General features: G+C 60.3%; 13 protein-coding genes and 3 tRNA genes. 3 read left to right on the top strand and 13 right to left on the bottom strand.

The window, feature by feature from the left end; all coding sequences use genetic code 11:
• Window positions 1-42: 42 nt before the first annotated feature.
• A complete protein-coding gene (locus A9G06_RS09255) occupies window positions 43-567 on the top strand; it encodes an acyloxyacyl hydrolase (RefSeq protein ID WP_069555030.1) in 525 nt (174 codons plus the stop codon).
• A gap of 401 nt (window positions 568-968) precedes the next feature.
• Here the strand turns inward: A9G06_RS09255 and A9G06_RS09250 are convergent.
• The 11 genes from A9G06_RS09250 to A9G06_RS09200 all read right to left on the bottom strand — a co-directional run bounded on the left by A9G06_RS09250 (window position 969) and on the right by A9G06_RS09200 (window position 11,167).
• Window positions 969-1,055, bottom strand: a tRNA-Leu gene (locus A9G06_RS09250).
• A 41-nt stretch (window positions 1,056-1,096) separates the two neighbouring features.
• Window positions 1,097-1,170: transfer RNA gene (locus A9G06_RS09245), tRNA-Cys, on the bottom strand.
• A 35-nt stretch (window positions 1,171-1,205) separates the two neighbouring features.
• Window positions 1,206-1,281: transfer RNA gene (locus tag A9G06_RS09240), tRNA-Gly, on the bottom strand.
• A 181-nt stretch (window positions 1,282-1,462) separates the two neighbouring features.
• Entirely contained in the window at window positions 1,463-2,017 is a 555-nt protein-coding gene (pgsA, locus tag A9G06_RS09235; protein WP_031227442.1) for a CDP-diacylglycerol--glycerol-3-phosphate 3-phosphatidyltransferase, read from the bottom strand.
• A gap of 199 nt (window positions 2,018-2,216) precedes the next feature.
• Window positions 2,217-4,070 carry an excinuclease ABC subunit UvrC gene (gene uvrC, locus A9G06_RS09230; RefSeq protein ID WP_069555029.1) on the bottom strand — a complete coding sequence of 618 codons (1,854 nt, stop codon included), beginning with the start codon at window positions 4,068-4,070 and terminating at the stop codon, window positions 2,217-2,219.
• A 111-nt stretch (window positions 4,071-4,181) separates the two neighbouring features.
• The gene (gene uvrY, locus A9G06_RS09225; protein ID WP_005337448.1) at window positions 4,182-4,826 is read right to left on the bottom strand and encodes a UvrY/SirA/GacA family response regulator transcription factor; all 645 of its coding nucleotides are present in this window, start codon (window positions 4,824-4,826) and stop codon (window positions 4,182-4,184) included.
• A 212-nt stretch (window positions 4,827-5,038) separates the two neighbouring features.
• Window positions 5,039-5,788, bottom strand: coding sequence for a 3-deoxy-manno-octulosonate cytidylyltransferase (kdsB, locus tag A9G06_RS09220; RefSeq protein WP_069555028.1), 750 nt, complete (start codon window positions 5,786-5,788; stop codon window positions 5,039-5,041).
• Window positions 5,785-5,973 (bottom strand): Trm112 family protein, encoded by a 189-nt coding sequence (locus A9G06_RS09215; protein ID WP_005347033.1) that lies wholly within the window; start codon window positions 5,971-5,973, stop codon window positions 5,785-5,787. Before A9G06_RS09215 ends, kdsB begins: the two co-directional genes overlap by 4 nt.
• A gap of 123 nt (window positions 5,974-6,096) precedes the next feature.
• The gene (gene lpxK / locus A9G06_RS09210) at window positions 6,097-7,098 is read right to left on the bottom strand and encodes a tetraacyldisaccharide 4'-kinase (protein WP_069555027.1); all 1,002 of its coding nucleotides are present in this window, start codon (window positions 7,096-7,098) and stop codon (window positions 6,097-6,099) included.
• Window positions 7,098-8,861 (bottom strand): lipid A ABC transporter ATP-binding protein/permease MsbA, encoded by a 1,764-nt coding sequence (msbA, locus tag A9G06_RS09205; protein WP_069555026.1) that lies wholly within the window; start codon window positions 8,859-8,861, stop codon window positions 7,098-7,100. The genes lpxK and msbA overlap by 1 nt, the downstream gene beginning before the upstream one ends.
• 104 nt (window positions 8,862-8,965) lie before the next feature.
• Entirely contained in the window at window positions 8,966-11,167 is a 2,202-nt protein-coding gene (locus A9G06_RS09200; RefSeq protein WP_069555025.1) for a DNA internalization-related competence protein ComEC/Rec2, read from the bottom strand.
• Window positions 11,168-11,194: 27 nt separating this feature from the next.
• Between A9G06_RS09200 and A9G06_RS09195 the strand changes: the two genes are divergently transcribed.
• On the top strand, window positions 11,195-11,713 hold the full coding sequence (locus A9G06_RS09195) for a DUF2062 domain-containing protein (RefSeq protein WP_069555024.1): 519 nt from the start codon (window positions 11,195-11,197) through the stop codon (window positions 11,711-11,713).
• A complete protein-coding gene (locus tag A9G06_RS09190) occupies window positions 11,707-12,204 on the top strand; it encodes a DUF2062 domain-containing protein (RefSeq protein ID WP_069555023.1) in 498 nt (165 codons plus the stop codon). The genes A9G06_RS09195 and A9G06_RS09190 overlap by 7 nt, the downstream gene beginning before the upstream one ends.
• A 77-nt stretch (window positions 12,205-12,281) precedes the next feature.
• Here the strand turns inward: A9G06_RS09190 and A9G06_RS09185 are convergent, their stop codons facing one another.
• Entirely contained in the window at window positions 12,282-13,472 is a 1,191-nt protein-coding gene (locus A9G06_RS09185; RefSeq protein WP_069555022.1) for an amino acid aminotransferase, read from the bottom strand.
• 145 nt (window positions 13,473-13,617) lie between these two features.
• Window positions 13,618-14,559 carry a hypothetical protein gene (locus A9G06_RS09180; RefSeq protein ID WP_069555021.1) on the bottom strand — a complete coding sequence of 314 codons (942 nt, stop codon included), beginning with the start codon at window positions 14,557-14,559 and terminating at the stop codon, window positions 13,618-13,620.
• Window positions 14,560-14,664 lie beyond the last annotated feature (105 nt).

The raw sequence follows: 14,664 nt of genomic DNA, 5'->3' as shown, positions 1-14,664 counted from the left end.
GAAGGGTGATCACCAGGATGACAACAAGGATCGGGAGGGGGCATGGACGCTAACACTCTATCAAGGATCGGCCTGCTGACAGCACTGCTCGCCAGTCAGGCTACAATGGCCAATGACAATATCGTGGTACTGCAGCTTGGCAAGGCCTTCAGCAATGAAAAGCTCGACATCAACATTGCCGACGCCAAGTTCCATCACATGTTCTGGCGCTGGGGAGACTCAGGCTGTCAATTTGGACTGGGGGTACGTGGCGGCACACTCAAGGTAGAAGATGAAGAGACCGCCAGACTGGGGGGCGGTGCCCGTATCGAATGCCAATGGGGTAACTGGGTAACCTGGCTCCCCGGCGAAATGGTATGGCTCGATCAGTACCAATTTGGCACTCTCGGCCACGGCTACAAGGATTACGGCGGCCCCTTTCAGTTCGCTCTGGGTATTGGCCTCGGTTACGCCATCACCAAGAATTGGCTGATCGGCTATCAGTATGAGCACATGTCCAACGCCTATATGTATGACAAGAACCCGGGGCTGGACAGCCATACCTTCCATATCGAGTACCGGTTCTGATTACAGGCTAATGCCTTGGTCTGTAGACTACGCAGCGGAATACAGGTGTGCATGGTCCAAAACGACCAGACCATAGCATCGTTCACCAACGGCGATACCACCGAGAAGAAGAGTATCGACGTGCAGCTAGAAGAACGCAGGAGTGATAACAGGATCCGAGAATGACCCCATAATGTGGGGCCATTCTCGTTTCTGTCTGACAGCACACCGAAACATGGCCAGGGAAAGGCGCCGCATGAAGTGCGCCGTCAGGCAGAGCGGCATCATACAAGAAGACCGTGTCACTACCATTACAAGAAGAGGTGAACCGATCAAAAAAGCGCTGTCGCCACTTTGTCGCCATTTAGGCAAAATAAAAAGGCCACTATTTCTAGTGGCCTTTCGTAACTCTTTGATTTTAATGGTGCCCGAGGCCGGAATCGAACCGGCACGACGCGAACGTCGAGGGATTTTAAATCCCTTGTGTCTACCGATTTCACCACTCGGGCACCGCAATCGGTATCAAGCTCGCGTGGCGGGCTTGTCAATATGGAGGCACGTTCCGGAGTCGAACCGGACTAAACGGATTTGCAATCCGCTGCATAACCGCTTTGCTAACGCGCCATGCAAAAGAGAGTTGGCTCTCTATTGTCTGAATTTGGAGCGGGAAACGAGACTCGAACTCGCGACCCCGACCTTGGCAAGGTCGTGCTCTACCAACTGAGCTATTCCCGCATTGGTCTGGCTGACTGCCTGACTACGAGGACGCATTCTAGCGATGTTCCTCGCCCAGTCAACCAGAAATATTTAATTACCTGATCGTTCGGGCGTTTTTTGCCCTTTTTGAACAGTTTTAGCGCCTTTGGCCGTTTCCTGCCTCAAATCAGTGGAAACATCACCTTGCGGAGCAAGCGACTCACAGGTTGGCGTGGTGGGTCAAATCGCCCCAGGCGGCCTTCATGTACTGGAACATCGACCAGAAGGTGAGCACGGTGGCGACATAGAGCATCACATAGGCGAGCCACACCATCCAGACGTTGTATTGCCAAATCAGACCGGTGAGCGACACCATCTGGATCATGGTCTTCCACTTGCCAATCCAGCTGACCGCCACCGAGGAGCGTTTGCCGAGCTCGGCCATCCATTCGCGCAGGGCGGAGATGATGATCTCGCGGCCAATCATGGTCATGGCGGGGATGGTCACCCAGATGGTGTTATAGTGTTCGACGATGACCACCAGTGCGGCAGCGACCATGATCTTGTCGGCAACCGGGTCGAGGAAGGCGCCAAAGGCGGTGGACTGATTGAGCTTGCGGGCCAGATAGCCATCAAACCAGTCGGTGGCAGCGGCCAGAATAAAGATGATGGCGGCAGCCAGATAGGACCATTGATAAGGCAGATAGAACAGGATGACGAAGACGGGAATGAGCAAAATCCGGAAAAACGTCAACAGGTTAGGTATGTTTGTCATTATTTTCAGCCACTTCTTGTACGTCGCTACATAGTGCGCCAAAGCCGATTTGCGATGCAACCGCACTGGCGCCCGTCTTGGTCTTTTTAATCCATCAATCTTCTCAAAATGCGAGGGCCATTATGGCATTTACGGCCCCCCCGCGTCACGGCTCTTGTGCATCAAGGAGTTAGCGATTTTGCCATGCGGCTAACCCTGCTCAGGCGCTGTGCAAGCCATCGTGGATGGTCTGGGCCAGCTCCTGACTGATGCCAGGTACCTTGGCCAGTTCATCCACGCTCGCCTTTTTGACCTCCTGCAGGCCGCCCAGATATTTGAGCAGCGCCTGCCGCCGCTTTGGCCCCACCCCCGGAATATCCTCCAGACTGCTGCTGGTGCGGGCCTTGGCCCGTCTAGCCCGGTGGCCGGTAATGGCAAAACGGTGGGATTCATCGCGAATATGCTGAATAAGGTGCAAAGCGGGCATATCTGCCGGCAAATGCAGCTCTTCGTGGCTCTCCCCCATGATGAGCGTTTCCAACCCGGCCTTGCGGGTGACCCCCTTGGCAATCCCCACCAGCAGCGGATATTTGCCGCCGAGGAACTCCAGCTGACGGGCCAGGATCTCTTCGGCGCGGCGCAGTTGGCCGAGGCCACCGTCAATAAACAGCACGTCCGGCACCTTGTCCGGCTCCTGCTGCTTGCCAAAGCGGCGCTCCAGCGCCTGCTCCATCGCCGCGTAGTCATCACCGCCGGTGATGCCGTCGATGTTGAAACGACGATATTCCGATGAGAGCGGCCCCTCCCGGTTGAACACCACGCAAGAGGCCACGGTGAGCTCCCCCATGGTGTGGGAGATATCGAAACACTCCATGCGGGCGATGGGGCGCTCCAGCTCCAGCAGCTCTTCCAGCTGGTCGTAGCGAGCGGTGATGGTGCTCTTGTGAGCAAGCCGCGATCGCAGCGCCGTCTCGGCGTTGATGGAGGCAAGCTTGATAAAACGGGCCCGTTCGGCACGGGTTCGGCTCACCACCCGCACCTTGTAGCCTGCGGTCTGGCTCAGGGTCTCGGCGATGACGCTCTCGTCCTCCAACGCCACATCAAGCAGCACCTCGCTCGGGATCTGCCGTCCCCCCTGCCCCGACAGATAGAACTGCAGCAGGAAGGATTGCACCACCTCATCGAGCGGGGTGTCAGCCGGCACTTTCGGGAAGTAGCTACGCGAACCGAGCACCTTGCCCTGACGGATAAAGAGCACGTGGATGCAAGCAGCACCTTGCTGGAAGGCGACCCCCACCACATCCAGCTCGTCCAGCACGTTGCCGCTCACCGACTGCTGTTCGGTGACCCGGCGCAGCGCCAGGATCTGATCCCGATAGCGAGCTGCCTCTTCAAAGCGCAGATCGCCGCTGGCGGACTCCATCTTGCCCACCAGTTCGCCAATCACCTGCTGGTTCTTGCCCGCCAGAAACAGTTTGGCCAGCTCCACCTGCTGGGCATATTCGGCCTCGCTCACCAACCCGGGTACGCAAGGGCCAGCGCAACGCTTGAGCTGATAGAGCAGACAGGGACGGGTGCGGTTGGCATAGACCGCATCCTCGCACTGGCGCACCGGAAAAATCTTCTGCATCAGATGCAAACTCTCGCGCACCGCACCGCCAGAGGGGTATGGGCCGAAGTACTCCCCCTTCACCTTGCGGGCACCGCGATGGACGCCGATGCGTGGATGCTGGTGCGCGGTGATGATGATCCAGGGGTAGGATTTGTCGTCCCGCAGCAGCACGTTGTAACGGGGCTGGTACTGCTTGATCAGGTTGTGCTCGAGGATCAGCGCCTCGGTCTCGGTGTGGGTGACGGTGACCTGGATATCGGCGATCTGTCGCACCAGGGTGCGAGTCTTGATGCTGTCGACGTTGGTGCGAAAGTAGGAGGCGAGCCGCTTTTTCAGATCCTTGGCCTTGCCCACGTAGATCACGGTGCCACCGCTGTCATACATGCGGTAGACGCCGCTCTGATGGGTGACGGCGCTCAGAAACGCCTTGCTGTCGAAGAGAGGTTCGGGAGAGAGGGTCATCAGCTACTCGGCTCACACAAAGGCAAAAATTGACGGGCAGAGCATACTGCCCCCGCCGCCTGAAAAGCAAAAAGGCGGCACGCGCCGCCTTTGTGACCACACGCCACCCGATTAGAGGGTATCGGCATCCAGCATGCCATAGCGAATGGCCAGATGGGTCAGTTCCACGTCACCGTTGATCCCCAGCTTGCTGAACAGACGATAGCGGTAGCTGTTGACCGTCTTCGGGCTCAGGTTGAGCTGCTCGGAGATATCGGTCACCTTCTGCCCCTTGGTGATCATCATCATGATCTGCAGCTCGCGCTCAGAGAGGGACTTGAAGGGGTTCTCGTCAGCGGAGGCAAACTGGCTGAGGGCCATCTGCTGGGCAATCTCCGGGGAGATGTAGCGCTGACCGGAGTGCACCAACCGGATCGCCTGGATCATCTCGTCAGGGGCAGCCCCCTTGGTCAGGTAACCGGCGGCGCCTGCCTGCATCACCTTGGTGGGGAACGGATTTTCTGAATGAATGGTCAGCACTATGATGCGCACATCGGGGCGGATCCGCAGAATTTTGCGGGTCGCTTCCAGACCACCAATACCCGGCATGTTCATGTCCATCAGGATCACGTCCGGATGGTGTTGGCGACAGAACGTAACTGCTGTCTCGCCGCTCTGCGCCTCACCCACCACCTTGATCCCGCGCACATCTTCAAGAATGCGTCTTATCCCTGTACGCACCAGCTCATGATCATCGACCAGGAATACATTTATCACCCAAACACCCCGTTTTATCTCGTTTTAGCCGCCCGGTTAGGGTTAACAGGGCGTCTTGCATCATAACCAAACTCGTCGCTTTGGCAAACCATGCACGCCAAAAGTTTGAGAAAACCCATGTTTAGCGTTTAAAATCAAATAATTATATAAATTTTCAAAACAAAAAACGGTGTCTCGCGACACCGTTTTTCATGACTTTCGTGCTGTGGCCATCACTTGGCCAAAAAGGCCCGCACCTTCTCCAGATCGGCCTGAGTATCCACCCCGACCGGTGGCGCTTCAAGGGCCTGGGCAACGTGGATCTTCTCCCCGTACCAGAGCACCCGCAGCTGCTCCAGCGCCTCGACCTGCTCCAGCACGCTCGGCGCCCAGTCGACATAACGCTGGATAAAGCCGGCGCGATAGGCGTAGATGCCGATATGACGCTGGTAGTGTTCACCAATCTGCTCATGGCTGTTGGCAAAGCGATCCCGATCCCAGGGAATGCTGGCGCGACTGAAGTAGAGGGCGTAGCCATCCTTGTCTGTCACCACTTTCACTGCGTTCGGATTGAACGCCTCTTCGGCATCCTTGATCGGCACCGACAGGGTCGCCATCGGCGCCGTGGCGGCGGCAAGATTGTCCGCTACCTGACGAATGATGGCGGGCGGAATGAGCGGCTCATCCCCCTGCACATTGACGATGATGGTATCGGCGGCAAAGCCGTAGTGACGGCACACCTCGGCCAGACGCTCGGTGCCGGACTGGTGATCCGGTGAGGTCATGCACACCTCGACGCCGGTGGTCAGCAGAGCCTGCTGTACCCGGGCATCGTCAGTGGCAACAATCACCCGATCGGCACCGGATTGCAGGGCTTTCTCCACCACATGCTGCACCATGGGCTTGCCATGAATATCCGCCAGCGGCTTGCCCGGCAGACGAGTTGACGCATAGCGGGCAGGAATAACGACGACGAAACTCATGACGGCAGCTCATCGCTGTTGAGCGGACGGGCACGGTTCTCCAGTAGTACCGGGATCCCCTCCTCCAGCGGATAGGCCAGCTTGTCGAAGCGGCAGACCAGCTCATGAACCGCTTTGTTGTAGTGCAGCTTACCCTTGCAGACCGGGCAGGCGATGATGTCGAGCAACTTGATGTCCAAAGCCAAAACGATACTCCTTCAACGATGTCGCGCTGGCGGCTTCATCACGCCAGCGATGGATGTCGAGCAACCAGATATTCCATACGGGACCGCTATTGGTCCACTTCTCCCCCATTCAGGCGAGAGAGATTAATCTTGTGCCTTGGTTACGCCTTGCGCCTTTCCACTCGTGCTCAGCTTGTGCAGCAGGGTATCGAGCAAGGAGGCGGGCAACTCGGCACTGACCGGCAGATACCACCAGTTTTCGAGGGCAAACGGACGACACTTGACCGCATCCTTCTCGGTCATCAGCAGCGGCTTGCGGGCAAAGCGGCCCACCAGCTCATCCCGATCGAAGGGGTGATGATCGCCGTAGGCGGCCTGCTGATCCAGCTGATAGCCGAGCCCTTCCAGGGTGGCAAAGAAGCGGGGCGGATGACCAATCCCCGCCAGCGCATCGACAGGTCCCGACAAGGGGGCCGCCAGCGGGGCATCGTCGCGCACCCGGCGCGGGGTGTCGGCGACCAGTTGCATGGGATACTCCCCCTTGCCCGGCTCGCCGCCGTTGCAGATGATGGCGTCCACCCGTTTGAGACGAGTGACTGGCTCGCGCAGCGGCCCCATGGGCAGCAGGCAGGCGTTGCCGAAACGGCGCGCTCCGTCCACCACCACCAGCTCGATGTCACGGGCCAGCCCGTAGTGCTGCAGGCCGTCGTCGGTGATGATGATATCCACCTCACCGCTCTGCTCCAGCAGTCGTACCGCATCGGCCCGTTTCGGGGCAACCACCACCGGACAGCCGCAGCGCCGGGCAATCAGCACAGGCTCATCTCCGGCCTGCGCCGTAGTGCTGGTCTCATCCAGCCGATAGGGGTAATGGGGCGCCTTGCCACCATAACCACGGCTCACCACCCCGGGTCGATAGCCACGAGCTTGCAACTGCTCCACAAGCCAGACCACCACCGGCGTCTTGCCGTTGCCCCCCACCGAAATATTGCCCACCACGATCACCGGCAAGGAGGCGCGATACCCCTTGCGCCAGCCGTGACGATAGGCGTAGCGGCGGGTGCCGCTGATGATGGCAAACAGCAGGGCAAAGGGGGCCAGCAACCAGCGCCAGCCACTTTTGCGATACCAGAGCCGTTCCAGCATCAGGCCTTGCTTCCCGCGTTGCCAAACTGAATAGCGCGCAGCTGGGCATAGGTGCCGCGCTGCTCCATCAATGCTTCGTGGTTCCCGCGCTCGACGATATGGCCTTCGTCGATCACCAGGATCTCGTCCGCCTTCTCGATGGTGGAGAGACGGTGGGCGATCACCAGCGAGGTACGCGCTTTGCAAAGCTCGTCGATAGCCGCCTGAATGTGGCGCTCGGATTCGGTATCGAGGGCCGAGGTGGCCTCATCCAGCAGCAGAACCGGCGCATCGCGCAGCAGGGCGCGCGCAATGGCAACACGCTGACGCTGACCACCGGAGAGGGATGCACCGTTCTCGCCAACCACAGTGTCATACCCGTTGCTCATCTTGCTGACGAATTCGTCGGCATGAGCGATGCGGGCAGCCTGCACGATCTGGTCGCGGCTGTATTTGTCTTCTGCCGCGTAGGCGATGTTGTTGGCCACCGAGTCGTTGAACAGGTGGACATGCTGGGAGACCAGCGCGTACTGCTTGCGCAGCTCGCTCAACTTGTATTCGCGGATGTTGATGCCGTCCAGCAGGATCTCGCCCTGATCGATGTCGTAGAAGCGGGTCAGCAGGCTGGCAATGGTACTCTTGCCAGAGCCGGAACGGCCCACCAGCGCCACCGACTTACCCGCCTCCACCTTGAAGCTGACGTTGTGCAGCGCCGGAGTATCCTTGGTCGGGTAGGTGAAGGTGACGTTGCGAAACTCGATCTCGCCGCGGGCACGCTCCAGAATACGGGTGCCGGTATCCTGCTCCGGCTCGGTGTCGAGCAGGCCAAACAGGCTATGGCAGGCGGTGATGGCGCGCTGGAACTGGTTGTTGACGTCGGTCAGGCTTTTCAGCGGCTTGAGCAGCATCATCATGGAGGTGATCATGACGGTAAACGTACCGGCAGTCAGCTCGCTGCGCACACTGTCGATGGTAGCTACATAGAGGAAGGCAGCCAGCGCGATGGAGGCAACCATCTGCACCACCGGGCTGCCGATGGCATCGGCGGCGACCATCTTCATGGTTTGCTGGCGCATGTTGTTGCTGACCTGGAAGAAGCGTTTCTCTTCCACCTTCTGGCCACCAAACATCAGCACCTCTTTGTGCCCTTTGAGCATCTGCTCGGTGGAGGTGGTGATATCCCCTACCGCCTGCTGGATGTGACGGCTGATCTGGCGGAAACGGCGGCTGATAAGGCCAATGATGACCCCCACCAGCGGGCCAACCACCAGGAAAATCACCGACAGCTGCCAGGAGTGCCAGAACATCAGGCCGAGCAGACCGGCCACGGTCGCCCCTTCCCGCACCAGGGTCACCAAGGTGGTGCTCGCCGCCGAGGAGACCTGACTGGCGTCATAGGTCACCTTGGAGAGCAGGTGGCCGGTGTTCTGGCGATCGAAGAAGCTCATCGGCATCGCCACCATGTGATTGAACACCTGCTGTTGCAGACGCATCACGACATGGTTGCCGACCCAGGCCATGCAGTAGTTGGAGAGAAAGTTGGCGACACCGCGCAGGGCCACGATGCCGAGGACGAAGAAAGGCATCCATTTCAAAACGGTGCTGTCGTTGCCATTGATGCCCTGATCGATCAGCGGCTTGATGGAGTAGACAAAGGTGGTATCCACGGCGGCGTAGCCCAGCATCCCGATGATGCCACCGACCAGGCCCAGCTTGCGATCACGGACATAACCGAGCAGGCGTTTGAATACTGGCCAGCTCTCTTGTGAGGTTTCTTGTTGCATGAATAGCCGTTAGTAATGGAAATGACGGGCTATTCTAGCCAAAGCGCAGGCTTACACCAAGCGCCGCCACCTATATCGCATCCCTACACGGCAGAAATGGCCGATTATTGCTCAAACCACACTCGCGGTCGCCACCACTCGCCACTGCGCCGGTACCAGGGCCCCAGATCTCGCTCGGCGGTGATGCTCAAGCCCGCTGCGGTGGGTTCAACCAGCATCGCCCCTTGCTGACCGGTGATCCACTGGCGGGCATCCCGATAGCGGGCCACCACATCGGGACGGGGAAAGCCCCACTGATTCATAAAACCGGCGCTGTGGATCACCTCCTGCGCCGCTACCGCCGCGACAAACGGGGGCGTGGAAGAGGTGCGACTGCCATGATGGGGGCTCACCAGCAAGGTGCTGGCCAACCCCTCTCCCTCCAGCGCCACCAGCCGTTGCTCGGCCTGCCGCTCGATATCGGCACTGAGCAGCACGCTGCGCTGCCCATCGCTGATACGCACCACGCAGCCATCGTTATTGCGCCCGCCACCGGGGCGTTCTGGCCAGAGCACTGCAAACGAGAGCCCCTGCCAACGCCACTGTTGCCCACGCTGGCAGAGCGTCGTTCTCTCACTAAAAGGGTAAGAGGAGAGCTCGTAGCGCACCGGCATGGCGCTGAGCAGTCGCTTGCGATTGCCGGCATGGTCCCGATCCTTGTGGCTGATGATGAGGCGATCGATGACCCGGATCCCCAGATGGCTTAGCTGGGGCAGGATCACAGCGTCCGCCATGTTGTAACCTCCGGGATAACGATCGCCGGTGTCATAGAGGATGGCTCGCTCCCCCTTGCTGATCAGCACCGCTAGCCCTTGCCCCACGTCCAGCACCCGCAGTTGCCAGCGGACTGGCGTTGGCCAGAGCGCCAACAACAGCGCACACAGACCCGGTAGCCAGAGCCAGCGTGCCGGGCGCCACTGTGCGGCGAACCAGAGCAGCAACAGCAGGGTGCAAAGCGGCAGCCACCAGCTGGGCAGTGGCCACCACAGTTGCAGTTGATCGGAAAGCCAGCTCAGGATCGTCAGCACCCACCCGAGCGCAAAATCCGCCAGCCAGAACAGGCCGTAGGCAAGCAAGGTGGATAGCGGCGCCAGCAGCACCCCGATCAGGGCCAGCGGGATGATGGCGATACAAAAGAGCGGCACCGCCAACAGGTTGATCACCATGGCGAGGGGCGCTATCCCCTCGAACAACGCCAGTTGCAGCGGCAGCAGACCGAGCAGCAGCCAGAGCTGGATCTGCCAGAGCCCCGGCTTGTCGTGGACATATCCCACCAGCAGCAAGATGGCCACCGCCAGAAACGAGAGCCAGAAGCCGGCCGAATAGAGGGCGAAGGGATCCCAGAGGGTCAATACCACAAAGGCCCACAGCCAGATGCGCCAGGCCGGCCACTCTCGCCGGCTCCAGCGCAATACACTCCACACCAGCACCATGATCAGGGCCCGCTCGGTCGCCACCGCAAACCCGGCCAACGCGCTGTAGACGGCGGCAAACAGCAGGGAGGTGATGATGGCGCCACGCAGGCCAAACAACCTGCCCAGCCACCACCCAAGCACCGCCACCAGCGCAATGTGCTGCCCTGAAATGGCGATGATGTGAGTCAGGCCGCTGCCACGAAACAGCTCCCACTGGGCATCCGTGATGCCGCTCTGCTCGCCAAAAGTGAGCGCCGCCAGCAAGGGGGCATGATCAAGTGGGCGCCAACTCTCGGTCGCGGCCCCCAACCAACGTTCGCGCCAACCCGCAGGTGCCTGTTGAATATCTATCACCCGACGCAAATTGCCGGTGGCGGTGATCCCCTTGCCCAGCAGCAGACGCCGCCCATCCAGTCCCGCCTCGTTGGCCAGACCGTGAGCCGGTTTCAACGAGGTCACCAGGGTGATCCGGCTGCCCACTGTCATGGCGGGTAATGCCTGATAGGCATTGACCCGGATCAGGGGCTCAGGTGTCACCGGTTGCTCGTCTAGGGTGCTCACCCGCAGCAGCAGCCGGACAAATTTATCCCCCTCGGGCTCTGCACTTTGCAGCTGTGCGGTTATCATGTGGCTCGTCTGATCGCCCAACCGCTCCAGCCAGGCCAGCCGATAGGCAAGATTGGCCTGCATCCAGAGGATGCCGAGCAGGAGAAACAGCCACCGCCAGGCACGGCAATATGCAAGGGGGATCAGCAGGGACAGCAACAGGCCCCCCCATGCGAGTGAAGGTAACCATGGCCAGAGCAGTGAGGAGCTTGCCCCCAGGGCAAACGACAACAGACGCAGATCCATGGAGCAAGTATTTAGCAAGGTTTCAATATGCCCAAACAACTCATTAAACGCTGGATGCCCGATCAGCAAACCCTGAAAGAACACAAGCACCTGCGGCTGTTCGGCAAACTGCTGCTCGATGCCAACCTCTGGCACCTCAACCGCCGCTCGGCCGCCGGGGCCTTTGCGGTGGGCCTCTTCATGGCCTGGGTGCCGCTCCCCTGCCAGATGCTGCTGGCCGCCGGTGGCGCCATCCTGTGCCGGGTCAATCTGCCGCTCTCGGTGGCGCTGGTCTGGCTCTCCAACCCCTTTACCATGCCGCCCCTGCTCTATGGCGCCTATCTGGTAGGTTGCCAGTTGCTGGGACATTCGGCGCAGCAGATAGAGATTGAGTTCACCTGGGAGTGGCTGGTCTCGGTACTGGGCACAGTGGCACCGCCGCTGTTGCTGGGCTCGCTGATCCTGGCCCTGCTCAGTTCCCTTATCGGCTACACCCTGATCCGCACCTTCTGGCGGATCAGCACGGTGCGCCAGTGGCAAAAACGCAAGATGGCCCGCCCATGCTGAGTCGCTGGTTTGCCCGCTTCAAGCTCGATCCCGACACCCTGCGCCAGCAGAAGTGGTTTGCCCTGTTTGGTGAACGGCTGCTTGCCCCCGCCCTCTGGCAAGGGGGCACCCGCGCCCTGAGCGGCGCCGTAGCGGCCGGGATCTTCGCCTGCTGGTTCCCCATCCCGATGCATTCGCTCATCGCAGTCGGTCTGGCGCTGGCATTCAGCCTCAACCTGCCACTGGCGCTGCTGGCGGTCTGGTTCAACAATCCGCTGACCCTGCCGTTCATGTATCTCTACGCCTATCGCACCGGTTGTCTGGTACTGCACCAGACGCCGGAGCCTTTCCACCTCAGCTGGACCCTCCACTGGCTGGAGCAGGAGGCGGCCACTCTGGTGCCCCCCTTCCTGCTCGGCAGCCTGCTGCTGGCGGTACTCACCGCCCTGAGCGGCGGCGCCCTCACCTTGCTGGTGCTTCAGCTGCGCCGCTGGTTGCAAGGCGCTCGCTGAACAGCTCACCCGGCTGGATCAAAAAAGCCCGTCACTGGTGTGACGGGCTTTTTCTGTAGTGCGGTTAACGGCTGGAGTTACAGCACCTTGGCGATCGCCTCGCACAGAGGATCGATGTTGGCGCGGGTAATACCGGCTACGCTGATCCGGCCTGAGCCGACGATGTAGATGGCAAATTCGCTCTTGAGGCGCTCCACCTGCTCCTTGGAGAGGCCGGAGAAGGAGAACATGCCGTTCTGCTCGCGGATAAAGCTGAAATCCTGGCTCACGCCGAGGGCCACCAGCTTCTCTACCAGCAGCTCGCGCATCTCGCGAATGCGCACCCGCATGGCCGCCACTTCTTCGACCCACTCGGCATAGAGAACCGGATCGCTCACCACGGCGGTGACCACAGCGGCGCCATGTGACGGCGGGTTGGAGTAGTTGGCACGGATCACTGTCTTGACTTGGGTGAAGGCCACATCGGCGATCTCCTTGGTCGCGCTGACCAGCGTGAAGGCGCCGACCCGCTCGTTATAGAGGCCGAAGTTCTTGGAGAAAGAGCTCGCCACCAGCAGCTCGTCATGGCACTCGGCGAAGATACGCAGGCCTTCGGCATCCTCTTCGATACCACGGGCAAAACCCTGATAGGCGAAGTCAAACAGCGGCAACCAGCCGGCAGCAGCACTCTGCTTGGCCAGCGCACGCCACTGATCGCTAGTGGGGTCGATACCGGTCGGGTTGTGGCAGCAACCATGCAACAGCACCAGCTCACCCGGCTGCACTTCGGCCAGCGAGGCCTGCATGGCAGCAAAGTCGAGCCCCTTGGTCGCGGCGTCGTAGTACTTGTACCACTTGACGGTCAGGCCCGCGGCCTGGAATACGCTGACGTGGTTGGCCCAGGTGGGATCGGAGATCCAGATGGTCTTGGCCAGCCCGTTGCGCACCACGAATTCGGCCGCGATACGCAGGGCACCGGTACCGCCCGGCGCTTGCGCGGTCTTGGCGCGGCCGCTGGCAACCAGCGCAGAGTGCTGCCCGAACAGCAGTTGCTGCACGATGCGGCCATATTCGATATTGCCTTCAATACCGAGGTAGTTCTTGGTCTTCTCGTCGGTCAGCAGCTTCTGCTCGGCTTTCTTGACGCAGTGAAGAATGGGGGTGGCACCGGACTCGTCCTTGTAGATCCCTACGCCCAGATTGATCTTGTGGCTGCGAGAGTCAGCGCGGAAGGCTTCGGTCAGGCCCAGGATCGGATCCGCTGGGGCGGCAACAACCTTTTCAAACATGGTATTCCCTGTATTCCGTTGAGTTCGTTGGGTGGCAAAGCGGCTTGATAAACAAAAGCGCTCATCTGGCGAGCGCTTCGTCAACTCTTTATATCACCGCGTTCAATGAGGGAAAACCGCTTTTTGGCTCGCTTTCAGACCAATTTCAACCAACGGCATGCCACGCTGGCGCCAGTGCGCACACCTCGGCCGACAAGCCACCATTGGACTCAACCAAACCGCTACAAACTGCTAACAATGACTTGGGGATCCGGCTCGGTTCCCACGGCCTAGCCTCGGTCAAAGGTTGGGCATACGCACTGAGAATGGGGGCCAGATCACGGGGCAACCACCAGCTGGCCGGACGCCCCAAGCGCTGGGCCAGCGCCTGCAGCCGATCCACCCCGGCGGGGTCGAGAGCGGTGAGATGACTCCACAGCACATTGGGAGGCAAGGCGGCCACCACCTGCTGCAAGGCAAGGGGAGCCGATGGAGGAGCCCACACCAGCAAGGCGCCAGCATCAAGGGGCAACTCGGCAAAGGCGCCGACGCTGTCTGTGGTGATCACCCGCTCGATACTCCCCTCCCCCCACAGGATCTTGCCAAGACCCGCCAGGGTGCGCTCGGGTAGCGCCACCTCCCCCAGCGCCTGCAACCAGGGGGCTGCGTCGATCAGGGTGCCGCCGCTGAAAAAGAGGCTGAACGGCTGGGTGGCGCGCAAGCGCAACAGCTGATCGGCACAGAGCCGGATCCCCTTGTCCTCGAAATCGATCTGCTCGTTGGGGGTGAAGTTCACCTCGCTCTTGCGATAGAGCGCCGCCAGCACCCGTTCGTTGATCTGCTCCCCCAATTGCCAGCCCTGAGCATGCAACCACTCCTCGGGCTCAGGAGGAGCGATGGCGATCTCGGCCAGCATCAGCTCGCGGGTGAGATAGCGCCGTCCGGCCGGGGTGAGCTCATAGCTGTGGCTACCATGGGCAAGCAGCAGCTGGTTATCCTTGAGCAGCCCCACCAGCGGTTGCCACTGGCGGCCACGGATCACCACAGGTGAGTGGCTCAGCAACTGCTGCGCCAGTGCCCGCCATTCGGGGTGACTAAAGTCGATCAATTACAATCCATCCCTGTCAGTGCTCAATCGGATAAACAGCCTGAAAAGGTACCGTTACAGACCGATGACGCCAAGCCTCCCGCGCCAATTACGTGACTTCGCTCC

Origin of the sequence: Aeromonas sp. DNP9 (assembly GCF_001728955.1) — a bacterium.
GTDB classification, from domain to species: Bacteria; Pseudomonadota; Gammaproteobacteria; order Enterobacterales; family Aeromonadaceae; genus Aeromonas; species Aeromonas veronii.
This window is presented reverse-complemented; position numbering and strand designations above follow the sequence as displayed.